The sequence below is a fragment of the Xanthobacter wiegelii genome (assembly GCF_043193855.2).
GTDB classification, from domain to species: Bacteria; Pseudomonadota; Alphaproteobacteria; order Rhizobiales; family Xanthobacteraceae; genus Xanthobacter; species Xanthobacter flavus_A.
In genome coordinates, this window is record NZ_CM195529.1 from 999,702 (window position 1) to 1,024,000 (window position 24,299).

The following is a 24,299-nucleotide window of genomic DNA, read 5'->3' on the forward strand; positions in this document are numbered from 1 at the left end:
TGCCCTTTCAACGCCGTCCGCTTTGCGCCCCCATTTCGGTCATTTCGTGCTACCTCGCCGGTTCCTGAAAGCTGCCGTTGACTGAGTACGGCTGAATTCGCCCAGCGACGATCAAGGTGCGCCGGAATGATCGTACGTGGCCCTAGTTAGTTTATCCCGTCGACATGTCATGAACATCGTTTCGTTCCCTGCCGGCCGTTCCTCTACATAAGTTTCGAATCGAACGCCTTAGCGAGCACGGCAGCGCTATATCAGTACTCCCGCTCCGCCGCGCGTCGCGAGAGATCGTCCAGTGCAGGCCCCTGTGCGATGCCGATCTCCACGATGGCGGCCACCAGTCTCTTTCCCTCGTACGGCCAATTCTCCCGCTCCGAAGGAAGCAGCTTCTGTAGCGCTACCACCAATGTCTCGACGCCCGCAGCACCGAGATCGGCGACCTCGCAGTCGAGATGCAGATCGTGCCCTCTGGAGAGCGGCACCAGACCGCCCGAGACCGTCTGCACGATCTCCGCGAACTGCTTGGGAACGGTGGACGCGAAGCGGATGAGTGCGGACGACATCTGCGGCTTTCTCACTGTTCGCTGCTTTGGCCAAACCCTCTTCACGAACGGCATCACGAGGCCTTGCCAGCGCTCATCCGATTTGGCCCAATCGCCCACAAACCGGAGCGCAGTACGGCGAACATCGTCCCCGCCGAGCACCAGTACATCTCGCAGCTCGGTATCGGACACGACCCGCTGCGACCCTTCCGCCGCCCAGCCGCTCAGGAGATATCCGACCAAGTTGCTTTCCTCGCGGCCGCTTTTGCCCACCCTGGCAAGCAACGGCGACTTGAGCTGCGCGATCAGTTCGGGAGGAGGCACTCGACGCATCCTCGCGAAGCCGGACCAGAACGCGTCCGCATCCGGGCCGCCACCGGCCGCCTTCGCTAGAACGTGGTCGTCGGTCCATCGGGGCTCGTGATGATGGAGCCAAGCGGATTGCTGCGCCACAACGTGGAGCGCATGGCGAGCGTGATCCCCGGGCAGCGACATGACCTTGTCCAAGCGCTCGATCCATGCCGCCGGAACCGCATGGCTGCCCTCGGGCAAAGGCATCTCGAACATGGCCAGCACCAGCCTTCCGATTACTGAGTTAAGGGCCTCGAACGACCAATCGCGGCCCGGCTTCTGCTTGTACCCGGAGGGGTGGAGTGCCGCCGCGTCGATCACCGCGTCCCACAGGACGTCGAACTGACCATTGCCCTCGTCCTCGAACCTTTGGGCACGTGCAGCGAGCCACTCGACCAACGGATACCAGAGCCTGGCGATATCGTTGGAAGGCATGCCGCCGATCAATCGGACTACCACCGTGTCCATGCGCGCAGTGGTTTTCTGCTTGGCAGTCGTCCTCAGGAACGTCGACCAGTAGTACCATGCGGTTTCCACGCCACGACGGATGGCGCTGTGGAGGGCCATGACCGCACGCGCTGGCCGCTCCACCACGTAGCCGGCGAAGGGGTCGTGCTCCGTAAAATCGTGGAATCGTATCTCCGGCGCTTCGATCGGCAGCAGCTCGCTGACTGGCACTTCGAGGATGCTCGTCGGATCCGTGACGGTTGCGATGGACCGGACCTTCCCCACTCGCGGCTGAGCGGTGTAATCGGTGAAACGCTCCTGCCACGACGGAGCAACCTCTTGCAATCGAGCCCTTTCGTCCGCGACGTCGAAGCCGAAAGCGATTCCATGCTGGGTGAGCCAATGGATGGCGTTCAGCCTATGGATCGCTGCTCGCTCTTCAGCCCTCTCCGGCTCGTGATCGGCGAGGTAAGGGATGGGCGATCTTAGGAGCCTTGTCTCGATTGCGCGCTTGCCGTCGTCGGGCAATTCGTCCCAGCGATCCAGTATCGCGAACAGGAGGTCTCGCTCGTGTCGGGAGGACCAGAAGGTCTCGTCGCCGACGCCGGTGAACAAAGCTTGGGCCTGCTCGATCGTCCTCAGCGAAGGCCGGCCCGCCGCCCATATCCGCAGGCGCTCAAAGAGGAGACCGTGGTGGGAATCCCAAGCTTCTGCCTCCTTGGCCGCCGCTACGGGATCCGCGACCTCCAGTGCCTCGATCAGATGGGTGAACCTTACGAGCGGGCCCGTCAGCCCGTACCCTCCAGTCAGCCTCTCGCCGTTGTCCGGACGGGTCGTGTCGATGCTGAGCCATGCCCCGATGTCCATCTCCAGTTGCTCTGCTTCGACCAGCAGCGCACGCCAGAGCGACACGGCCAGAGGCAGCGTGGCCGCGTCGAACATGAACTCCTGGTGAGGGTCGGGATACTCGACGTCGAGTGCGATGAAATCGGCGGGATCGGCCTCGACTGACATCGGCGGGGCGGCGCCGAACACGCGCTTCAACGTGATCCTGGGCCTGCAAAGCTCGATCGCCTCGCGCACAAGGGAAGCATTCCAGCCTCCGACAGCCCTGTGGGCGATCTCCAGTGCGGCCTGGGTCGTCTCGACTCGGGGCCGGCGCCACTGGGCGATCAGATAGCGCCAGTAAGATACCAGCGCGCTGTCGCTGTCCCTGAGGCGATACCGCAACTGGTGCTCGGCCTGCCGGACTAACTCTGGGTGTACCGACCGCTGGCCGGCCGCCCACCATAACGTCGGACCGTCGGCCATCCGCCGCAGGATGAATTGCATCAGTCCCCAGATACGTGGAAGAGCGGCCGATTCTCCGAACAAGCTTCCGACATCCCCGGCGGTCGCTCCACCCACGTCGCGTGAATTCGGCACGAACGCGCTCCAGGCCTGAGGCGGCACCTTCCGACGCTCCAAATGATCGTCCGGATCGATCGGCGGCGGCGGTTCGTCGCGATCAAGACCGAAATGCTCGAATGGGTCGAGTTCGTCGCTTTTCGGGTCACGACGCTTGATGCGCGCTGGGCCGAGGTACCGGACCTGCGGGTCGAAGACGTACAGCCAAGTGGACGGCACGGCCGGGTGGGCCGCGATCAACTTATTCATGCCGGTGATTGTCGACGCCAGGTATGCGATCCGCCCCCGGAAGATCGGCGAGGTGGTCGAAGGGCCGTCGGCCGCGTCCCGGATCGTGCGCTGGAACCAAGCATCGGGATCGGCGGCCCACTCCCCCCATGCCAGGAGGGTCTCCCAGAGATTGGCGTAGTCCTCGCCGAACGCGACTGGGACTACGCCCTTCTGAACCCATTGCTCGACGGCGTGCAGCTCGTCGCCGTACTGGAAGGCATAGATATTTTCAACGGGCGATTGCTCTTCGCGGAGTGCCTCGAGGAGGTACTGGACCGGAGGATCGTCCGCGGAATAGCCGACGAAGACGATCTTGAAGCGGTCCATCAGGCGGCGGATGTAATGCGTGGCCCACCCGTCCGAGAGATAGGCCTTGCCGAAATCGCTGCTGGAGAGGACCACGGCTTCGGACATGCCGGTGTAATCCTCGTCGACCCGGCCGTGGATGTGTATGACGCCTTCGAATTCGGCCGGCCGTTCGGGAACAGGGAGGTTCGTCGGGCCCCAGCTCTTCATCTCAGGCTCGCAGGCCTCGAATAGGCGGTCGAAGTTGGTGGTGACCAGCCTTGGCCTTCCATCGGAGCCCCTCGAAAGGTCGATAAGAGCCCTGTGGCCGCGAAGGTCCACGGTCGACTTGGGTTTCAGCACCCTGGCGACGGATCTTCGGACGTCCTGAGGCTCGAACTCCAAGTCCAGCGAGGTAAACATTCGATCGACCGGGACGAAGGGCTTCTCGCCGGACGGCAGCCCGGTACTCGCGGTTCCGTGCAACCGGCGAGCAGGGCTTCCCGTCAACGAGCCGAGATCCTCGATCACGTCGCCAGCCAACTTCAGGAAATCCGACAGACCGGCAAATGCCCGCGAGACACCTGCACCGCAGAAGAAGAGCACTTTCCCCTCTTCCCGAGCTGCCAGGAGCTCATCAGGAACGTCGGGGCCGTTCTCAATGAATCTCACGCGACCGCCTCCTCGTGTAGCGACCAATAGAATCGAGACCGCGTCGCGGAGCTCTGGGAACAACCGACCGAGAGCGTCAGTGTCGACGCGCCCGAGCCTAGATGCGAGTTCATGCCCTATCCTTGATCCATCCGTAATTGATCGACCGGGTCGGGCAGGTGAAGTAGGCCAAGATATCTTGGTCATTTCGGCGCGGCGGCGTGGCCATCATCGCTCTGAAGATCGCGACTTCGCAGCGCTCAAGTCGGTTGTTGGGATTCCTGGCCATTATCCACTCTATAAGGCGCGAGGCAATGTTTACCTCTCTCCTCTTTAGAGACGACGCCCTCAAAATTATCCCTCTGCGATCACATATAAAAACTATAGCGCGGCGCGATCTCCTGTCCCTCGCCCACGTATTTGAGGACTTCGCCGACCTGCCGAGCCGCGGCAATGGTGATCGGAAGACCGTTATCGAACTGCGTGTTGTTCCAGTTCATCTTCGTGAGCGCCAACATCTCCTCAGCGACATGCTGGAGTGGTTGGCCGAGAGCCTGACAGCGCAGCATCAGCGGTCGCGGAATGTACATTCCTGGATAGGTGCGGAAGAACTCCACACTACCGCGGGTATAGAGTAGCGCTTCACCCTTATCGAAACGGAGTAGCGACCCGCGCAGCGGAGGGTAAACCCCCAGGCGATAGAGTCGTGTCATCGATTTCTGAACCCAGACGAAGTCCGCGTAATCGATATCACGCTCGTCGATGGCCTTGTGAAATCCGGCCAGTTCATTGCGGTCGAACCGTGACGTCTTGTGGAGGACGACGCGCGCGGGCCAGTGCCCATGCTGATCCCTGAAGACCTTCAGGGAATTACGCAGGAGCTCGTACGCATCCTCTGCGGTGAGGTGCGGTTTTCGATCCTCTTCGCTTTCCACCATGCGACCGCCGCGCAGGATCAGTCCTTCGCCGCGCTCGTCGAACATCTGAGCGGTGCTGGTGTGGACCTGCTCGCCGTCGACCGAGCGATAGAAGCTAAGGCCGACGAACGATGTACGGAGCTGCCGAGCGTCGCGCGCCAGTCGCCAGGGCAGGCCACCAGCCTTGTAGTAGATCGCGGTCAGCAGGTTCCAAGCGATGGTCGCCGGATCCTGGATGCGACGGTTGCTGTTTTCCTTGAGCTTGCGAGGGATCTTGTAAGCAGGGTCGAACGTCGTCGGCCACATCAACTGTATGGGTAACCGAAGCTTCATGCATTCGGCCTTCAGCATGCCCCGGAAATCGAGGTCGGCACCGGCTTCAATCTCGCCGCTGTCCTCACCGGATGTCACATCGCGGGCATTGTAGGTGCGCTCAATGATCTCGATCGGCAGAGCCACCAACACCACGTCCGGCTTCACGGTCCGCTCCGATAAGGCGCCGATCTCGTTCGCAATCGTCTCGACAACCGCGCGGGTGATCTCCCGCTGGCCCGGGACGGCGGCGAGCCGGGCGATTTCACGCGGCGGCAGCACGCGCTGAAGCTCGTCGATCGTGACGAATTCGCAGCGGAAAGCCTCTTCAGCTCCCGTGCCCGGAAAAGCTGGAAACAGGTTAGGCTGGCGGCTTTCCTTGGCCGGAAATCCGCTGGCGCACCTCTCAATCCAGCGTGCCGTCCCTTCGACCGTCTCCGCGCTTCCAACGATGCCAAGCCGGATTCGTCGCGGCGCTCCCTCCATGCCGGAATCGAATGGCCCGTAGTCCATCAGTCCGAAACGAATGTCCGGATGACGCATCGCGCCGCCGAATTCCAGCGACGGCTCCTTGAGGTGCGTAAGTTTCACTCAGCCAGCTTCCTCAACGGTCTCGCCAGCGAGCGAAAAATTGAGCGCAGGTGAATCAGGCTCAGCCTCCTGGGACTTCCAGAGGTCGTCCGGCACCCCGACTTCCAGCTTGAGTGGTTCCAGCGGCGCGAACGACAGGAATGGGTACGGCTCCTTCAGCAGATCACCCTTGCCGTGCGTCATGAGGAACTCTCGCCACATCACGAACTGTCCCATCACCGCGGCGTTGTTCTCAAGTTCCTTGATCTTCTTCAGTCGCTCCCCTGCCCAAGCGTCTGACTCACGTCCGTCGCGGGTGAAGTGGTAAGTGGGCGTCACCTCCAGAAGCCATCGTCCGCCGAACCTGGCAAATCGATGGAGAAAGGCGGAATGACGCCAGTACGATGCCTGTGTTGGGTCCTTTTTCTTTTTCCCGTACTTGGCGACTACCCGCCGCGTCGTCGTATTTTGCAAGCTTCGGTAGGCATAGTTGAGGTCATCGCGATCGCGAGGTTTTTGGAAGTAAAAAGCTCCTGAATCGCGATCACGGCGCAATTCCGGCCTCACGAATTCGCCGATGGCGCGATTCAGTAATGCCACGAAGTCGCGTTGACGACCCTCGTCTTCGGATTCTTCCCATTCGACGGTGTCGAATTCCTCGATTCCACCAGCCTCACAGAGTTCGTTCCACGGCCATTGGTCAAGGTCGTGGAAGGAGAGCACCGATTTGCTCCTGACAATCCACTCCGATCCAGCTGGAGGGTGAAGCGCTCGAAGCGCCGCGCCGAACGTCTTGTCGGTCCCATGTTCGGTGGGCGCCCAGTAGAGCCTGGGGGAGACAGTGATCCCGATCAGGTTGGTGAGGACCTCCTCGTGGATGCGGACGCTGGGGCTGGAGGCACCCGGTCGTGCGGCGAGGGCAACGGCCGTTATAGCGGCCTTCGATTCCAGGGTGAACTCGTCGGTGGTCTTGTCGAAGACGACCTTCCGAAGGCCAAGATGCTCCGGGTCATCGAACCAGCCCTTGAGCGACTTCCAGTAAGCCTTGCCACTCTTGAGGTGGACGACGACCAGAAGGACCGGTGCCGTTCCCTGGGTCCAGTAGGCGATGTCGGCCTCGCTACAGGGCCAATCGAACGTCGAATCCGTCTCTCCTGGCAACCGATCTTTCTCGGTTGCCTTACCCTGAAGTTGGATCAACAGGTTGCCGACCTCGCCGGTCTCGATGTCTCGCAGTTCAAGAAAGCCATCTATTCCGGCTTCGACACCGCCGGTCGGGTAAAACATGTAACCCATCGTGAGCACTACGCCCTCGATGTAAGCCATGCCGCGCTGGCCGATGATATCGCTGCGACCGATTTTCTTCATGCCGACTCCCGGTCTGCATCATAGTGTTCTAACTTGGTTCTCCGCCACCCCTATCCGAGCGGCGGGCTTCAAGGCACGGGGAATCGAATTGCCCATCCTTTGGGTGCTAGACAGCTGTTCGCTACTGGCAGCGGCTGCGCATCGCGCGGGCGCTGGCGCCGGAACCTAACGTGCTGCTGCTGGACGAGCCGACGTCGGCGCTCCACCCGATGGCTACGGCCAAGATCGAGGAACTGATCGACGATTGCCGGGACCGCTATATGGTGGTCATCATGCCCCGCAACATGCAGCGGGCAGCGCGCGTGACCAAGCAAAGCCGCGACAAGTTCTGCCTAGGCGAAAGATTTACGGACGTCCCCTTTCAGCGCTCACCCTACAAGCCGCCGGTCCCCTCGCGGCCCCTGCGCGGTAGGGTCCCTCGACGTTTCTCCCTAGGCCAATCAAGGCCAAGGAGAAGTCACATGGGCCATTCTCAATTTGATGATGCTAGCCGCGCGCGTGCAGCTTGGAATGCGGGAAAGCATGTCGGCACCAAGCGTCCGCTCACCCAGAAACAGATATGGGCCATTCGATTCTTCCTCGATCGCGAAAGACGCATTCGTGACCGTGCGCTGTTCGATCTGGCCATCGACAGCAAGCTTCGCGGCTGCGACCTGGTCAAGATCAGGATCCGTGATGTGGTCGCCGGTCCGGAGATCAGGGCTCGCGCGATCGTCGTGCAACAGAAGACGGGGCGGCCGGTCCAGTTCGAGATCACCAGCGACGTACGAGCAAGCATGCTGGCTTGGCTGGAACGGCGCGGCGGCACCGTTGAGGACTATGCCTTTCCGAGCCGCATCGATCATGCGCACCACATGAGCACAAGGCAGTATGCTCGCCTAGTCGACGAGTGGGTCACCGCGATCGGCCTACGCCAAGAGGAATATGGCACTCACTCGCTCCGTCGCACGAAAGCCTCCATGATCTACAAGGCGACGGGCAACATCCGCGCCATCCAGATCTTGCTTGGTCACTCCAAGATTGAGAACACGGTCCGATATCTTGGTGTCGACGTGGAGGACGCTCTGCTGCTGGCAGAGCGGACGGAAATCTGACGTTGGGCGGCCATCCGCGTTACCTCGGATGGCCGCTTTGACGCGCAGGATATGTTGCCTGCCTGTCGATCTTGGGGTGGAGTTCGGACTGTCGGCTTCGGGCGGCTTCGTCGAGAAACCTGACCTTCACCGAGTAAACAAGCGTCGGTAGGAACACGCGCCATCGCGGATGGTCAGCGTGCTGGCTTGGATCCTCCCGCGACACGCGGAGGTTCGCTGGCGCAATTTCACTTCTCCACTAGTCGGGTCCTGGCGGGCAGCGTTCAGCCAAGCTCATCTACCGTAACGTAAGGTCCGGCAGGGCCATATAGTACCTGAGAGCGTGGAGCGTCTCAACGAGCCCATTCAGGCTGGCGAGGTCTGCGTTCTCGCGGCAGAAGCGTACAAGCCTCGCCTTGCCGTCGCGGGTGAGCTCCCGGTGGCAAGCGTTGGCGATCCTGTGCTCGCTTACGAGCGCGGTCGGATATTCCTCCAGGAAGAGCTGCATCAAAGCCTCACCTATTAGGTCCTCCACCTCCCAGCACATGCCCTTGTAGGCCTCGTTGGCTTTCTCAAAGCCGCGCTGCGCCGTACCAGGATCAAGGTTGCCTAGGATCGGCATGATGGGGCTGAGCCGGAAGACGTCACGATATTCTAGGATAGAAGTGTCCACGCTCCGGGCGAAGTGGACCGCCTTCTGTCCCGGCGTGTCGTTGTCGAAAAGGCCAATGAACCGGTAAACTGATTGCCCGGCCGGCGATAGGTAAGCGCTCGCTATGGCGCGCAGTCCTAAAAGTTCACGGACGACGCCTTGCGTCCCGCCGCGGTCGCCATCGCCAGCGGCCACTATGGCGAGGTCCGCGAGCAAATCCTTGTCCTTCCCCTTCCTGTAAAGCTCCGCGGCGAGCCCGAAGAGCGCGACGTCCGAGGTACCTTCGACAAGGATGGAACGAGGCATGAGCCGCCAGCCCTTCGATGCGCCGTAGAGCGCCACGTAATCGACAGGCGCGGTCGCCATCTCAGCGCCGAGGCGCTTGCACGGGGCGGAGGAACGCACCGTTGTGGCCGAACGAAACGTGCGCGGCGAAGACGGTGCCCGACCGATGCTCGCGGACGCCGAACTCCTGCGGCCGGTACGGCACGTCGAACTGAGCAAACTCGCGCACCCTGGCCATTGCACGGTGACCATGGTCGTATGCAGCCACCGCGTTGACGACCCGCCTTTTGTCGCCTTCCGGCGTCAGCAGCCACCGCAAATGGTCGGGGACCTGGGCAAAGATGTCAGTCTCGCGCCAGAGCGTCCTGAGGGCTTTGAACTGCTTGTCGGCCTCTTCCGTGCGCATGCGCTGGAAGAGGAGCAGCGCGTATTCGAGTTTGAGCTGCGGCGGCAATCGGTAATCGGTCGCGACGAGCAGGTCCAGCGCTTCGAGCTGCCGCTCAAAGTCCTGAGGTGCCGCAGCGACAAGCACTTGGTAGCGCAAGCGCGCCACCTGAGCGTTGCCGTCCCCGGCCGGGCGCTCGAGTTCGTGGAGCACCTCCGCTAGGACCTCTGGGGGTACATCGTTGAGCGATTCCGGAGCTCGCCCACCGAATGGTGCAGCAAGGGCGAGCCAAGCTGCCACCAACACTTCCGGCCAGCTGTCCGGCTCCGCGCGTTGACGCTCTCGGGTGTCCGCCGCCAATAAAACGGCGAACGCGCGATCGGCTAGGCCAGCCAACGCATGTCGCCTGAGTTGATTGCGGTCGTGCCGGATGGCAGAATAGACGATCTCTAGCGCCTCGATGCAATAGGTGGCGCCCTCGGCGCCCGCCTCCTCCGCTGACGCGATCAGACTCTTCACATGTGTCTCTATTACATACGGGCTCGACGGGCTCTGGTCATAGGCGTGTCGGGTTGCATCTGACGCGAGCCGCCGGAGTTCAGACAACTCGTCCGCAGGCGCGCCCAGTGCGGCCTTCACCTTTGCGAGGTCAAAGTAGGCGTTCGCAAGCGAGTTGTAGAGGTTCACGTCTGGCTCGTCGCCACCCCCTGCCTCAATCGAGTGAAGCGCGTATTCTAGGTCGGACGCGGCCCTCGTTAGAAGCTCCACCTTGTCAGCTCCGGTCACCCCGAACGCGGCCTCGTCCAAGTATGAGATGCGCCTGCGAGAAATTGCCGTGTGGTGGAGGAACACTCGGCTGCCCTTTCTAAGAGCCACCGGCATCTCATCAAGCGCAGCGAGGACGTCGCGCCAGAGATGCGCCCAGCCGCCCCGCCCGTGGTCGAGATCTACCTTGAAAATGGTGGTAGCAAACTCCTGGCCGACCTCACGCTCGACGGTCTCGCCTAGAGACGGGCTTCGCGATACTTCGCGTAGGATCATGAAACGGAGGTGGTTAGCGTCGCTTGCCTCCTGGTAGCCGAGGGCTTTGCGGGTCTCGAAATCGTAGAAAAGCGCGTTGATCAAGAGGCGGCCCAATATGTCGTGCGCGAGCGCCCAGAACTTGCGCCCGGCGCGTGGGAGCCGGACCAAGCCAAGGGGCGCTAGCTCCGCGCGCCGATCGTCAAGCAGAAACGGCACAGGCCAGGGGCTCGCGCCCTGCTCGATAAGCGATTCCGGCATGGGAATCCCCTCAGAGCTGAATGCGGCAATCTGGAGGACTGCCCGGCGGAGTTCTGCCCCTTCAGCGTTTTTGAGGAAAGCGCGGTAGATCCAGTCCTGAATGTTATCGTTGAGGTCGTACTGCGTCTGTAGCCAGAAGCCGAGCGTGATCCAGAAGGTCGCAAGCCCTTCCATGTGCCGCACCGCATGACTTTCTTGAAAATTTCGCCACTGCCAGTCCGCCCGCTCCTTGCCATATGCGCGCAGGAACCGGTTAAGGTGACGGCCCAACTCCAGCGTCTGCTCCCGCTCCAGCATATGGTGGAGCACGGCGATCGGCTTGAACCTGGATGTGTCGAAATAGGCCTCCTCGCGCTTCGTGCCCGTCACGACGAGCACGCAGACTGAGCGGCCCGAGCGCTCCAGCTCCTGGACGAAGCGGCGAAGGTCTGCGTCGCGTAGCTCCCAATGAACCCGGTCGAAGACCAAAAGCCAAGGCGTTTCGTACAGTCGACTCTCGGCCTCCTTCAACTGCTCGGAAGCCGTTTCCACCGATCCCGCACGCGCGTCCTCCTGCCGCTGGTGAGCGCGCGTCAAGAAGTTGATCATCGGGAGCGATTCCGGGGTGAACGGCACGGGCCCGGCCACCAGGGTCGGGTAGCCGTCTCGGGCAGCCTCGAACGCCAGCTGGCGAGCCAACGTCGTCCCCCCAGCGCCCGGCTCGGACATGATGTAGGTTACCCGGTTCTCGGCTGGGCCAACGGCATCTATCCGACGCAGCTGCGACTGAAGAAGCGGCCAGGCTCCGTCGTCGCGCGTCCACGGGAGCCCGGCGGCGAACGCCCTCCAATCGCCTTCGCCCCGGAAAAAGGCGTTGAACGCTTCCTCCGACAAGTCGTCAATGGGTGCGAGATCGCGATCAAGAATCAGGTCGTAGCGGTCGAGCAGCGGGCGTTCCGGATCGTCCACGTCGATGAGGTCGACATGCCTAATCGACCCCGCCTCGTCGCGTTGCCGAACTAGCAGGGCATCGTCGGAAAAGGCAGTGCCGTAGGCCGCGACGACGGCCACGGCGAAGTCCCGGTCGGGCATTGATACTACAGACGCGGTCGGCCCGCTGCCGTTCACGTCAAGCCAAGCGGCGATCCGCTCGGGCGCGTCGTCGTCGACGTCCGCCACGACGATACTCGTTCGGAACCCGGTGGCCCAAAGGTCCGCCAACTCCGTGGGAGCCGGATCTGCGCTCTCCCCCACAATGACGAGTTGGCGCGCGCCGGAACGACGAAGCTCCTCCAGCATCGTCATTCGACGCAGCGCATGTTCGAAGGCCGACCCGCGGTCGTTCCGGCCCGAAAGCAGGAAGACCGGCAGGGAGCGGATTGGAAGTTCCATCCGGGACGGATCGGTGTCGACGACATGAACGAAACCGCGCCGCCGCACCAACGGACCATCGTCGGCCTTCTCGATCGCGGCCACGAGGAGCGGATCTGCGGTCTCTACGTAAACCTGCTTCCAAGGCAACCGCATCATCGCGACTATGGCGTCGCGGTTGGAGTCTTCGACCTTGCCCCGCAGCAGGAGAGTGGCGTCGCGGTCCCTCAATGCCGCGAGTAAGCCGTCCGGCACGACTTCAAAGCGCGGTACCAGTTGCAAGCAAACCTCCACCCGGGCTGCGAACCGGCTGATCCGTCCGTCCCTATCGACGGCAAGCTAGAGCACCAGCGGCCGGCCAACAATAAGGGGATGATGAGTCAACGAAAGGCGCGGTCTTCGATTGCCCAAAGTCGAACCTTGCTGAACCGATCTTGGCAAACGGACAACGGCGCACGTTAGTTGCTCCTCCGGTAGGCCGTCTTGCCGGTCCTGCCGCTCGGAAGTAGTCAGCCCGCTACCGGCCAAAATTCAGCCGTTTGGCGGTTCTGGACCAATGGCATGTTTCGGGCGGCACCGGCGACATACTGAACGACTAGAATGGGGTCGGCTGCGGAATGGCAGCTATGAACACGGCTGCAGCCGAAAGCTGCCAGACTGCCGTCGGCCCCATTACGGCAGGTGCTGATCTTCCCCCGAAAAGTGGACGGTGTTAAGCCGCTCTGCGTTCCATCTCGGCGGTGCTAACCTGAGCCCCTAAACCTCCTCCAGATTTAGATAGAGTCCGTCGACACTTTGATCCGAGACCATCGTTGGACCGCCGGAAGTTAGAGTTTCCGGCACGGCTCACGGCGGTGGGCTGGGTGCGCCGCCGGAGTTCTGCAACGTGATCGGCGGCTTATGGCCGATGGCCCCATGGGGCCGATCCTCGTTGTAGTATCTGAGCCAAGCCTCCATCTTTTCGACCGCGTCGGCAAGCGTCAGGAACCAGTGGGTGTTCAGGCATTCACTTCGGAAGCGCCCGTTGAAGGCCTCGATGAAGGCGTTGTCGGTGGGCTTTCCCGGCCGGGAGAAGTCCCGCGTGACGCCCTTCGCATAGGCCCACAGGTCGAGATCACGGGAGACGAACTCCGAGCCCTGGTCGACCCGGATCGTCCGTGGATAGCCGACCTGCGCGCAGACCTTCTCCAGCGTCGTTACCACGTCCTCGGCACGATAGCTGAAACGGGCATCGACCACCGGCGAGTACCGCGAGAAGGTGTCGACCACGGTCAGCACGCGGATCTTGCGGCCGGTGGCGAGCTGGTCGTGGACGAAGTCCATCGCCCAGACATCGTTCGGCCGCGCCGCCGGAGCCCGGTCTTCTCTCAGCTTCGCCTTTACCCGGCGTTTCGGCGTCTTGTTGCGCAACTGAAGGCCCAACTCATTGTAGATCCGGCGGGTTCGCTTCTGATTGACAGGCCATCCCTCCCGTCTGAGCAGGACCTGGACCCGTCGATAGCCGTAGCGCACGCGGGTCTCGCAGATCGCCTTGATCCGTGCTGCGAGGCTGGCCTGGTCGGGTCGATGAGGCTTGTAGTGATAGGTCGAGGTATCCACCTCAAGGACCGCGCAGGCCCGCCGGATCGACACCTGCCACTCGCTGCGCACCGCATCGACGAGCTCGCGCTTGCGACCAGGCCTTACATTTTTCGGCGGATGACGTCCTGCAGCATCTCCCGGTCGAGGGACAGGTCCGCCACCAGCTTCCGCAGCTTGGTGTTCTCGTCCTCGAGCTGCTTCAGCCGCCGCATCTCCAGCGGCGCCAGCCCCTCGTACTTCTTCTTCCAGTTGAAATAGGTCGCCTGGCTGATGCCGGCCGGCGGCAGATGTCCGCCACCGGCATTCCATCAGCGCCCTGCTTCAGGATGGACGCCTTCTGTGCGTCCGAAAACTTCGATGCCTTCATCGTCTTCCGCTCCTCCCGGCCAAGGGATCATGGCGCGGAAAACTCCAGCTTCAAACGGTCCAGTTTTCGGGGATCAGATCACCGCCGTAATAACGCATGAGCCGCAGGAGGCTCGAAGCTACGTGGAGCAGCGCCGCCGTGAGGACAACGAGGCTCGTCAGGGCGGCAAGGTGACGGCCCGCCATCGCGACGACCTCATCCCGGATGCCGTTGTATCGGGAGCGCTGGTGGCCGCGATAGAGAAGCAGCCCGGCCGTCCCGCTCATTAGGGCAGCCGCCAAAAGCTGGCTCAAGGACATGTGGGCCAGGCCGCTTCGCAGAGAAAGCAAAGCCACCAGCGCCATCACAAAGCCGGTCCGCGTCCAGGCCAGGCTCGTTCGCTCACGCTGGAGGCCCGGGTCTTTCATTCCTCGGCCGCATCAGATCAGGACCATGAGGCAGGCGAGCCCCACGGCCAGCGTGGCCGTGAAGGCGGCCAGAAGGGGGAGAAGGGCGCTGATCGGCAGGTCGGCATCGTTACGCATCGCCTGCTCGGCGCGCACCCATCGGGGATAGGCCATTCCACCGAGTACGCCTCCCGCCACAAAGAGGATGAGGGCGAGGCCAAGCCGCAACGGCAGCGGCCCGAGGTGCGAGGCGAACTGGTCGATGCCTACCGCTCCAGCGATCAGCGCCAGAGCTGTCCGGATCCAGGCGAGGAACGTCCGCTCGTTGGCGAGCGAGAAGCGGTAATCCGGCCGCGAGCCGCGCTGCCACCATTTCAGGGAGGAGGCATGCGCCCGGCGGCCGTCGGCGGATGGGTCGAAAGAGATGTCCGGCATCTTTGCACGCTGCACGATGTATCAAGCGTAAGGGAACTCGTGATCGTCATCTGACGGTCGGCACATTCAGCCGCTCCGCGCGAGCTTTACCGCGCCATCTGATACGGCGACGCGAAAGCCTATGTTTCCGCTGCTGCTGTTCGGCGTATTGGAATTGCGGGCAGCCACCCGGTAGCGGTTGCAGTAGGATCTGTGGCACAGATACGAGCCGCCACGCATGGAGCGGCTCGCGCCCGGCCCGTCATGGACGGGGTCGCGATCGCCTGTAACCCGGTGATATTCGGGGCTGAAGACATCCCGAACCCATTCCCAGACATTGCCCGCCACGTTGAACAGGCCATAGCCGTTCGGCTCGAAGGCGTGGACGGGGGCGGTGCCGACATAGCCGTCCTCCGCCGTGTTCAGATCCGGGAAGGTGCCCTGCCAGATGTTGCAGCGATGCCGGCCGCCAGGGGTCAGCTCGTCTCCCCAGGGATAGAGCTTGCCGTCCAGTCCGCCGCGCGCGGCATATTCCCATTCCGCTTCGGTCAGGAGGCGCGTGCCCGACCACGCGCAGAAGGCCACCGCGTCGTTCCAGGACACATGCACCACCGGGTGATCCAGGCGGTCGAGAACGGTGGTGCCGGGGCCTTCCGGCTGGGCCCAGTAGGCGAACGGCACGGGCAGCCACCAGGGCGCCTCCACCGGCACCCGCTCGATGCGGGCCGCGGTCTCCGGCGGCACCAGCGCGTGGAAGACGTAGGACCAGTTGAAGCGTTCGGCCTCCGTGACATGGCCTGTCGCCCGGACGAAATCGGCGAACTGCGCGTTCGTCACCGCATAGGCCGACACCCGGAACGAGCTCAGCGTGACCGGCCGCGCCGGCCCCTCGCCATCGCCCGCGAAGCCTTCGCCGCCGGATGTGCCCATCAGGAAGCGTCCACCCGGCAGCGCAATCCAGCGAAAGGCCGTGCCCTTCCCCCCGGTGGAGGCCGGCGGAGGCGGCGGCGGCGCTTCGCCTGCCGTCTCGGGGCGGCGCGCGCAGCAGCAGGTCGGCGACTTGCCGGCCTCCTCCGCCCCGCCGCTCTCCCGCCCCTGTGTCACTCCTCTTCCTCCCAGAAGGCGGCGGCGCCCTGGGCCTTCATCAGCTCGAGGATCTTCTCGCGCGGGATCACGCCGCAGCGTTCGGCCCACGCCTGATAGAGGCCGATCATCTCCTGAACGCGCTCGGGGTCGCCCGCCGAGAGATCGTGCAGCTCGGTGCGGTCGGCCTCCATGTCGTAGAGTTCCCAGGGGCCGGGATATTTGCGGACCAGCTTCCACTGGCCGACACGCACCGCGGCATTGCCCTCGTGCTCCCAGAACATCGGCTCCGTGCGTTCGCCGTCCTCCGGGAAGGAGGGCGCGAGGCTGACGCCTTCGCAGGGCAGGATGGCATTGCCGTCATGGGTCTGGGGATAGGCGGCGCCGGTCACGTCGAGAATGGTCGCCATGATGTCCGGCAGCTGGCCCGGCACATGGCGCAGTTCGCCGCCTGCCGTGATCTGGGCCGGCCAGTGGAGAATGAGGGGCGTGGCGATGCCACCTTCGTGGACCCAGTGCTTGTAGAGCCGGAACGGCGTGTTGGAGAGGTTGGCCCAGGCGACGCCGTAGCTCTGATAAGTGTCCTCCGCGCCGGGCATGATCTCGGGAATGTTGCCGAAGCGCACGGGACGGCCATCGCGGGTCTGCGCCCGGGCGATCATCAGGTCCTCGACGAGGGCCTGGGGCGAAACATCCTCGGGAATGTCCTCGGCGCAGGCGCCGTTGTCGGAGAGGAAGATGACTAGCGTGTCGTCCATCTGCCCGGTGTCCTCGAGCGCCTTCAGCACGCGACCGATGCCCTGGTCCATCCGGTCGATCTGGGCGGCATAGACCTCCATGCAGCGGGCCAGCCACGCGCGCTCCTCCGCCTCCGTCCACGGCGGCTGGGTGGGATCGCGGTCGGTCAGCTTCCAGTCGGGATGGATCAGCCCCGACTTGATCATGCGGGACAGGCGCTCCTCGCGCAGTTCGTCCCAGCCGGCGTCGAAGCGGCCCTTGTACTTGGCGATGTCTTCGGGGTGCGCATGGAGCGGCCAGTGCGGGGCCGTATAGGCCACGTACTGGAAGAAGGGCGCGCCGGGATGCTCCTTCGCGTGGCGATGGATGAAGTCGGCGGCTTCGGTGCTGATGGCGTCCGTATAGAAGAAGTTGGGATCTTCCTTGGCCTCATGCTCGGCATTCTCGTTGCCGCGCGTCAGCGTATTGGGCCAATAGAAGCTGCCGGCGCCGATGATGGTGCCGTAGAATTCATCGAAGCCGCGCTGCAGCGGCCAGGTATCGGTGGGCTCTGTGAGGTTCGCCGCCACATGCCACTTGCCGGTGAGGCGGGTCCGGTACCCGGCCTTGCGCAGCACCTCGGCGATGGTCACGCAATTCTTGTTCAGATTGCCCACATAGCCTTCCGGCCCGGTGCTGTAGGTGAGAATGCCGATGCCGGTCTGGTGCGGATGAAGGCCGGTGAGCAGCGAAGCGCGGGACGGGCTGCAGCGTGCGGTATTGTAGAATTGCGAATAGCGCAGGCCGTTGGCCGCCAGCCGGTCGAGATTGGGCGTCTCGATCTCGCCGCCGTAGCAGCCGATGTCGGAAAAGCCCATGTCGTCGTTCAGGATGAGGACGATATTCGGGCGCTTGGTCGCAGGCGTGTCGGACATGGATGGCTCCAGGGGGGCGGCGTGACCTCGGTCACGCCCGTCGCGTCAGATTGATGGAGAACCGGAAATAGTCGGGCAGGTAGACCGAGCGGAGCAGCTCCAGCGGCCGGCCGTCCGTGGCAACGGTCAGGCGTTCCATGGCAAGGAGCGGATCGCCGGACGCGACCCCGAGCAGGCCGGCTGTCGCCTCGTCGGCGAGCGTGGCGGAGATGCTCTGGCTCGCCTCCTTGATCGTGAGCCCAAGTTCCTCCTCGAAGACCCGGTACATGAGGATGGAGACCAGATCCCGCTTCTCCAGCTCAAGGCCGATGTCCGGCGGGTAGAAGGCATGCTCGATGGCGATGGGCGTCGCATCCGCGAGCCGCACGCGCTTCAGTTCCCACACCGCGCGCTCGTGCAGGGCCTCGCGTACTGCGTCATCATGGGCGTTGGTCATGCCCTGATGGAGAATGCGCGCGCCGGGCTCGAAGCCGGCATCGCGGATCGTCTCGGAGAAGCCCATCAGCCGTCCGAGCCAGTTCTCCGGCTCGTTCGACTTCAGGAACGTGCCGCGACCGCGTTCGCGGGCGAACATGCCTTCTTCGACCAGCGGCTGGATCGCGTGGCGGATGGTGATGCGGCTGACGCCGAAATGCTTGACCAGCTCGGCCTCAGGCATCAGCCGGCCATCCGCATCGATGAGCTTGCCCTCACGCACCTGACTACGGATGGCGTCGCGCACCTGGATGTGAAGCGGCGTCGCTCCCGCCCCGCCGGATTTGGTCCCGTTCGCTTCGCGCGCGGACTTACCTTTCGTCGCGGCGGGTTTGGGCGCGGGTTTCATGGGCGCGAGCATGTCAGATCCGCCGGCCGGTGGTTGGGTCGAACAGATGGATGTCTTCCGGAGCGAACGACACGGCCATCGTCTCCCCTTCGCGCGGCAGCGGGAAGCGGTCGTATCGGGCCCTGAGCGGAGTGCCATCGAGGGTGAGGTCGAGGATGGCGGCGTCGCCGAGGTTCTCCACGACCTCGACGGTGACGGGAATGCCGGCCGGATCGAACCGGACAGCGCTGGGCCGCACACCCACCACCACCGCGCGACCCGCCTCGAGCGAGGCGGCCACCGGAACATGACGGCCTCCGATCAGGACGCCTCCGGCCGTGGTCCGGGTGGTGATGAGGTTCATGGGCGGGCTGCCGATGAAGGCGGCCACCTCGATGCAGTTCGGCGCGGCGAACACGTCCGCCGGCCGGCCGATCTGGCAGATCTCGCCTTCTCGGAACACCGCCATGCGATCAGCGAGGGTCATCGCCTCTTCCTGGTCGTGGGTGACATACACGGCCGTCACGCCGAGCGACCTCTGCAGCTTCTTCAGCTCCACGCGGGTGGCGAGGCGCAGCATGGCATCGAGGTTGGAGAGCGGCTCATCGAGCAGGAACAGCCGTGCCTTGCGCACGATGGCCCGGGCGAGCGCGCAGCGCTGCTGCTGGCCGCCGGAAAGCTGCCCCGGCTTGCGGTCCAGAAGGTGGTCGATCTTCACCTTGGCGGCCGCCTCCCGAACCGCGGGCGCGATCTCGGCCTTCGGCGTCTTCGCCATCTCCAGGGGAAACGCGATGTTCTCGGCCACCGTCATGTGCGGGTAGAGCGCATAGCTCTGGAACACCATGGCGATGTCGCGGGCGCGCGCATCGGCTCCGGTCACGTCCTTCCCATCCAGCAGGATGCGGCCGGAGGTGGGGGCATCGAGGCCGGCGAGAATGCGCAGCGTCGTGCTCTTGCCGGAGCCCGACGGCCCGAGCAGGGCGAAGAACTCGCCGGGGCGGATCTCGATGTCGATGCCCTTCAGGGCTTCGAAAGCTCCGTGTTTCTTGACGATCTTTTCGAGCTGAACCAGTCCGCGCGCGGTCATCGGCGTCCTCCTCCCTTGACGGCGCCGACCGTCAGGCCTTTCACGATGTGTTTCTGGGCGATGATGCCGAGGATGATGACAGGCAGCATCGCGAGCGCGGACACCGCCGCCAGCTTCGACCAGAGCGTCTGTTCCACCGACACGAAGTTGAACATGGAGATGGTGACCGGCCTCACCACGTTTCCGGACAGCACCACGGCGAACAGGAACTCGTTCCAGGCATTCAGGAAGACGAAGACCACGGTCACCGCCACACCGCCGCGCACCTGGGGCAGGATGATGCGCCACAGGGTCATCAGTCGGCTCGCACCGTCGATGAAGGCCGCTTCCTCCATCTCGAAGGGCAGGTCCTCGAAGTAGGACACCAGCAGCCAGATCGCGAAGGGCAGCGAGAAAGAGAGATAGATCAGGATGATGCCCTGATAGGTATCGATCCAGCCGATGTCCCGCAGGATCAGGAAGTAGGGGATGATGATGCCCACCGGGGGCAGCATCTGGGTGGCGAGCACGTAGAAGCCCGACCACTTCTTGCCCGGCACCCGCAGACGGGCGAGCGCATAGGCGGCGGGGATCGCGAGCACCATGGTCACGATGGTCGTGCCGATGGAGATGATGAAGCTGCTGACGAGGTTCGGCACGATGGATGTGGGGCCGAACAGCACATCCCGGAACGCCGCGAGCGTCGGCGTAAAGATCAGCTTCGGGGGATAGGCGATGACATCCTGCTCGCTCTTGAAGGCGTTCAGGAGGCTCCAGAAGATGGGGAAGATCCAGGCCAGCAGGAACAGGCCGGACACGCCGAGGAGCAGGGCAAGGCGCAGCTTGTGACCCTTCATTTCGCCCTCCGGAGCGCGAACAGGACGCCGGTGATGACGAGGGTGAAGATCAACAGGGCCACCGCAAGTGCCGAGCCGTAGCCGATGGACAGCTCGGTGAAGGACTTGCGGTAAGCATAGAGATTGAGGATTTCGGTTGCCGTTCCCGGGCCGCCGCCCGTGACGGTGAAGATGGCCGCGAAGGCGGTGAGCGCCACCATGGTGCGCATGATGATCACCATGACGATGGCGGGGCGCAGCAACGGCAGGGTGATGCGGACGAAGCAGAGCCACGGGCTCGCCCGGTCGATGCGCGCCGCCTCGTAGATGTCCTCCGGCAAGGCGGCGAGGCTGGCCAGCAGCACCATGAAGGCGAAGGGCGTCCACTGCCAGGTATGGATCACGACGACGGAAAACAGGGCAAGGGAGGGGTCGCCGAGCCAGTTGTGGCTGCCGAGGCCGGCCGTCATGCTCAGATAATCCACCACGCCGAATTCCGGAGTGAGCATGAAGGTGCGCCACACCATGCCGACCACGGCAGGCGAGAGCACCACCGGCAGGATCGCGACAATGCGGAACAGCGTCTGCCCGCGCTTCATGCCGTTGACGAGCAGCGCGAGCGCGAGGCCCAGGACGACCTGCAGGATCACGGTGGAAAACGTATAGACGAGGCTCACCCCGAGGGCGGACCAGAAGCGCGGATCGCCCAGGAGTTCGCGGTAATTGTCCAGCCCGACGAAGCCGTCCATGAACGGCATCGCGAGGTCCATCCGATGCAGGCTGGTCCATCCCAGATGCAGCAGCGGAAACGTGGTGGTCGCCATCAGGGCGATGAAGGCGGGGGCGAGCAGCGCCGCCGCGAAGCGGCGCTCCCGTCCTTCCATCATCCGCGCGGGATCTGCGTGACCGCCGACTGGAACGTCGAGGATGGTGGCTTTCGTCACGACATCAGCCTCGCATCATCGGCTCTAGACGACGCTGTGCCTCGTCCAGGGCGGCCTTGGTGGTCGCCTGACCGACGAGCGCCTGCTGGATCGCTGTGGCGAGCGTATCGCCGATGGCCGGCCATTGGGGCACGCGCGGACGCCAGTTCACGTCCGTATCCTGTTCCAGCGCATCGAGGGTGGTGGCGACGAAATTGTCGCCGAAGCTATTCATCAGCTTCACGTAGTCCGGGTTCTTCCAGAGGCTCAGGCGGTTCACGCCGGACCGCTTGGCCGGGCCGGAGAACTGGTAGGAGGTGAGCGCCTGCGTCTGGAGCGACGCCGCCCACTGGATGAACAGCCAGGTGGCCTTCTTCCGCTTCTCCGGCAGCGAGGCGTTGATGGGGAAGCCCCAGTTCCAGATGGACGACACGCGCTTGCCGGTCGGCCCCTTGGGCCAGCGCGCGAAGCCGATCTTGCCGACCACCTTGGACTTCTCCGGATTGGTGATGACCGAGGCGGACGTGTTCGCGTCGATGTAGCTGGCGATGGTACCCTGCGAGAAGGCATCGGCGATGTCGGGCCAGTTCCAGTTCTGGGCTGCGGTGGGCGCGTATTTGCGCATCACGTCCACGTACCAGTTGAGCGCTGCTTCCGCTTCCGCCCCGTTGACGCGGAACTTGCCGCCCGGGAACCAGTCTCCACCGAATTCTTTGAACAGCGAAGAATAGATGTAGACGTTCTGCCCGGCACCGGCGACCCCGCGCAGGGCGGCGCCCCAAAGGCGGTTTCCGGGATCGTTCAGCGCCGCGGCGTTGGCGACGTAGTCTTCCAGCGTATCCGCCGCCTTGAGGCCCTTCGCGTCGTACAGATCCTTGCGATAGACTTGGACCGTGACCTCGCCGTCATACGGCACGCCATACAGCTTGCCGTCGATGGTGTTGGCGTTGCGCCACGCGGGAATGATGTCGTCCGGCTGGAACCAGGCGGGGTCGGTGAGGGTCGCGTCCTTGAGATAGGGCTCGAGCGACTCCACCCATTTGTTCGCGGCGTAGAGCGCGTAATACATCGGGTCGGCCGCATGGGTCGAATATCCGCCGGCCTTGGACGTGAGGTCGATCACAGCCTTCTGGCGGATCTGCGCGGGCGGGATTTTCTCGAACCGGACGCTGATGCCGGTCAGCGCCTCGAACTGGGGCGCGAGCGCGATGAGCGCGTCGAAGTAGCTCGCCGGGATCACCGCGACGGTGATCTGCTCGCCGGATGCCTGGCGCCAGTCGATCTTCGCAGCCTTGTAGGCCGAAAGGTCCGCATCCTGCGCGCCGGCGGAACGGATGAGAGCGGGGAAAGCGACGGCGGCAAGGCCAGCCTGCAGCACGTGACGCCGCGTGGGCTTCACAGAAGTCATTGGCGTTTCCTCCTGGCCGATATGGATCCGGCCTATTGTCATAACAATCTATTAGACATCATAACCTGTCAACCGGCGCACCTGTCTTCTGTGCGGGTTGAAGGTCAGTCCTGAGCGTGCAGCGCCTGCGCGACCGCGTGGCGCCAGCCCTTGATTTTGCTGGATCTCCGATCGTCCGCCATCTCAGGTGAGAAGCGCCGGTCGAGGTGCCAGTTGCGGGCAAATTCCTCCGGCCCGCCGTAAAGGCCCGCGCGCCATCCGGCGAGGAAGGCCGCCCCGAGCGCCGTGGTCTCCCGCACGACCGGGCGGTCCACGGGATTGCCCAGCACGTCGGCGATGAATTGCATCGTCCAATCGCTGTCGGACATTCCGCCATCCACCCGGATGACCGCCTCGGCGCCCTCAAGACCGGCGTCGAGCATGTCCGCCCGCATGGCCTCCAGAAGGTCGAGGGTCTGATAGCCGACGCTCTCCAGCGCCGCGCGGGCGATCTCCCGGCGGGTAGTACCGCGGGTTAGGCCGCTCAGTGTGGCGCGCGCATCGCTGCGCCAGTGGGGTGCGCCAAGGCCGGTGAAGGCCGGGACGAGATAGACCGGCTGATCATCGTCCGCCTCGGCTGCCAGCCGCGTGCTCTCGGCCGCCGTGGTGATGATGCCCAAGCTGTCCCGCAGCCATTGCACCGTGGAGCCGGCGGAAAAAATTGAACCCTCCAGCGCGTAGGTCCGCTTGCCATCCCATTGATAGGCAATGGTTGTCAGGAGGCGGTGGCGCGAGCACGGCCGGGCATCGCCCGTATTGAGCAGCATGAAGGCGCCGGTGCCATAGGTCGCCTTCGCCAGCCCCGGCGAGAAACAGGCCTGCCCCACGAGGCTCGCCTGCTGGTCGCCGACCATGGCGAGCACCGGCACCTCGCGCCCCAGCCAGGTCACGGCGGCGGTGCCGAACGCGCCGGCGGTGTCGCGCACCTCGGGCAGGATGGCGGCGGGGATCTGGAACAGGCGGAGCAGGTCCTCGTCCCAGACGCCGGAGTGAATGTCGAACAGCATCGTCCGGGCGGCGTTGGTCGCATCCGTGGCATGCACGGCACCGCCGGTGAGCTGCCAGAGCAGGAAGGTATCCACCGTGCCGAAAGCGAGCGCCCCGCGCTCTGCCCGGCACCGCGCGCCGGGGACGTTGTCCAGCAGCCAGCCGATCTTGGTGGCCGAGAAATAGGGATCGATGAGGAGCCCACTGCGTTCGGCAACAAGGCCCTCGCAGCCCTCCGCCGTGAGACGGTTGCACAGGTCTGCCGTGCGCCGGTCCTGCCAGACGATGGCTGGCGCAATGGGCTCTCCCGTCTGCCGGTCCCACAGCAGCGTCGTCTCGCGCTGGTTCGCGATGCCGATGGCAGCGATGTCGGCCGCCGTCAGCCCCGAGCGCGCAAGCGCATCGCGCATGGTCGCAAGGCTGGTCTCCCACAGATGGCGCGGATCATGTTCGACCCAGCCGGGATGCGGGAAGGACTGCGGGAATTCGCGTTGGGCCGAGGCCACGGGCGTGAAATTGCGATCGAACACGATGGATCGCGTCGAAGTCGTGCCCTGGTCGATGACAAGTATATGCGTCTCCACCCGCCTCCTCCCCCTTCTTTTTCTTGGT

At 63.9% G+C, this 24,299-nt stretch carries 16 protein-coding genes and 1 pseudogene; 1 reads left to right on the forward strand and 16 read right to left on the reverse strand.

Annotated features, from left to right (window positions below; all coding sequences use genetic code 11):
* Positions 1–251: 251 nt before the first annotated feature.
* The 3 genes from V5F63_RS04565 to V5F63_RS04575 form a co-directional block, all read right to left on the reverse strand.
* Positions 252–3,971, reverse strand: a complete 3,720-nt coding sequence (locus V5F63_RS04565) for an SIR2 family protein (protein WP_394101714.1) — start codon at positions 3,969–3,971, stop codon at positions 252–254.
* A gap of 347 nt (positions 3,972–4,318) precedes the next feature.
* Positions 4,319–5,770 (reverse strand): argonaute/piwi family protein, encoded by a 1,452-nt coding sequence (locus V5F63_RS04570; RefSeq protein WP_394101715.1) that lies wholly within the window; start codon positions 5,768–5,770, stop codon positions 4,319–4,321.
* A complete protein-coding gene (locus V5F63_RS04575) occupies positions 5,771–7,117 on the reverse strand; it encodes a DUF4365 domain-containing protein (protein ID WP_394101716.1) in 1,347 nt (448 codons plus the stop codon).
* A gap of 461 nt (positions 7,118–7,578) precedes the next feature.
* Here V5F63_RS04575 and V5F63_RS04580 point away from each other — a divergent pair, with 461 nt between their 5' ends.
* A complete protein-coding gene (locus tag V5F63_RS04580; RefSeq protein ID WP_394101788.1) occupies positions 7,579–8,211 on the forward strand; it encodes a tyrosine-type recombinase/integrase in 633 nt (210 codons plus the stop codon).
* A 277-nt stretch (positions 8,212–8,488) separates the two neighbouring features.
* Here the strand turns inward: V5F63_RS04580 and V5F63_RS04585 are convergent, their stop codons facing one another.
* The 13 genes and pseudogenes from V5F63_RS04585 to glpK all read right to left on the reverse strand — a co-directional run bounded on the left by V5F63_RS04585 (position 8,489) and on the right by glpK (position 24,271).
* Positions 8,489–9,208, reverse strand: coding sequence for a hypothetical protein (locus V5F63_RS04585; RefSeq protein WP_394101717.1), 720 nt, complete (start codon positions 9,206–9,208; stop codon positions 8,489–8,491).
* A 1-nt stretch (position 9,209) separates the two neighbouring features.
* Complete coding sequence (locus V5F63_RS04590; RefSeq protein ID WP_394101718.1) at positions 9,210–12,425, reverse strand: hypothetical protein; 3,216 nt, start codon at positions 12,423–12,425, stop codon at positions 9,210–9,212.
* Positions 12,426–12,989: 564 nt separating this feature from the next.
* Positions 12,990–14,091 (reverse strand): annotated as a pseudogene (locus V5F63_RS04595) (IS3 family transposase).
* A 50-nt stretch (positions 14,092–14,141) separates the two neighbouring features.
* Positions 14,142–14,498: a DUF202 domain-containing protein gene (locus V5F63_RS04600; protein WP_394101719.1), complete on the reverse strand. Its 357-nt coding sequence runs from the start codon at positions 14,496–14,498 to the stop codon at positions 14,142–14,144.
* 12 nt (positions 14,499–14,510) lie between these two features.
* Positions 14,511–14,912 carry a YidH family protein gene (locus V5F63_RS04605; protein WP_394101720.1) on the reverse strand — a complete coding sequence of 134 codons (402 nt, stop codon included), beginning with the start codon at positions 14,910–14,912 and terminating at the stop codon, positions 14,511–14,513.
* A 66-nt stretch (positions 14,913–14,978) separates the two neighbouring features.
* Positions 14,979–15,995, reverse strand: a complete 1,017-nt coding sequence (locus tag V5F63_RS04610; protein WP_394101721.1) for a formylglycine-generating enzyme family protein — start codon at positions 15,993–15,995, stop codon at positions 14,979–14,981.
* Positions 15,992–17,626, reverse strand: a complete 1,635-nt coding sequence (locus tag V5F63_RS04615; protein ID WP_394101722.1) for an arylsulfatase — start codon at positions 17,624–17,626, stop codon at positions 15,992–15,994. Before V5F63_RS04615 ends, V5F63_RS04610 begins: the two co-directional genes overlap by 4 nt.
* A 31-nt stretch (positions 17,627–17,657) precedes the next feature.
* Positions 17,658–18,461 carry a GntR family transcriptional regulator gene (locus V5F63_RS04620; protein ID WP_394101723.1) on the reverse strand — a complete coding sequence of 268 codons (804 nt, stop codon included), beginning with the start codon at positions 18,459–18,461 and terminating at the stop codon, positions 17,658–17,660.
* Between the two features lies 1 nt (position 18,462).
* Positions 18,463–19,515, reverse strand: coding sequence for an ABC transporter ATP-binding protein (locus V5F63_RS04625; protein WP_024280786.1), 1,053 nt, complete (start codon positions 19,513–19,515; stop codon positions 18,463–18,465).
* A complete protein-coding gene (locus V5F63_RS04630) occupies positions 19,512–20,351 on the reverse strand; it encodes a carbohydrate ABC transporter permease (protein ID WP_394101724.1) in 840 nt (279 codons plus the stop codon). Before V5F63_RS04630 ends, V5F63_RS04625 begins: the two co-directional genes overlap by 4 nt.
* Complete coding sequence (locus V5F63_RS04635; protein ID WP_394101725.1) at positions 20,348–21,274, reverse strand: carbohydrate ABC transporter permease; 927 nt, start codon at positions 21,272–21,274, stop codon at positions 20,348–20,350. The genes V5F63_RS04630 and V5F63_RS04635 overlap by 4 nt, the downstream gene beginning before the upstream one ends.
* Before the next feature lie 4 nt (positions 21,275–21,278).
* A complete protein-coding gene (locus tag V5F63_RS04640; protein WP_394101726.1) occupies positions 21,279–22,661 on the reverse strand; it encodes an ABC transporter substrate-binding protein in 1,383 nt (460 codons plus the stop codon).
* 104 nt (positions 22,662–22,765) lie between these two features.
* Entirely contained in the window at positions 22,766–24,271 is a 1,506-nt protein-coding gene (gene glpK / locus V5F63_RS04645; RefSeq protein ID WP_394101727.1) for a glycerol kinase GlpK, read from the reverse strand.
* Positions 24,272–24,299: the final 28 nt, after the last annotated feature.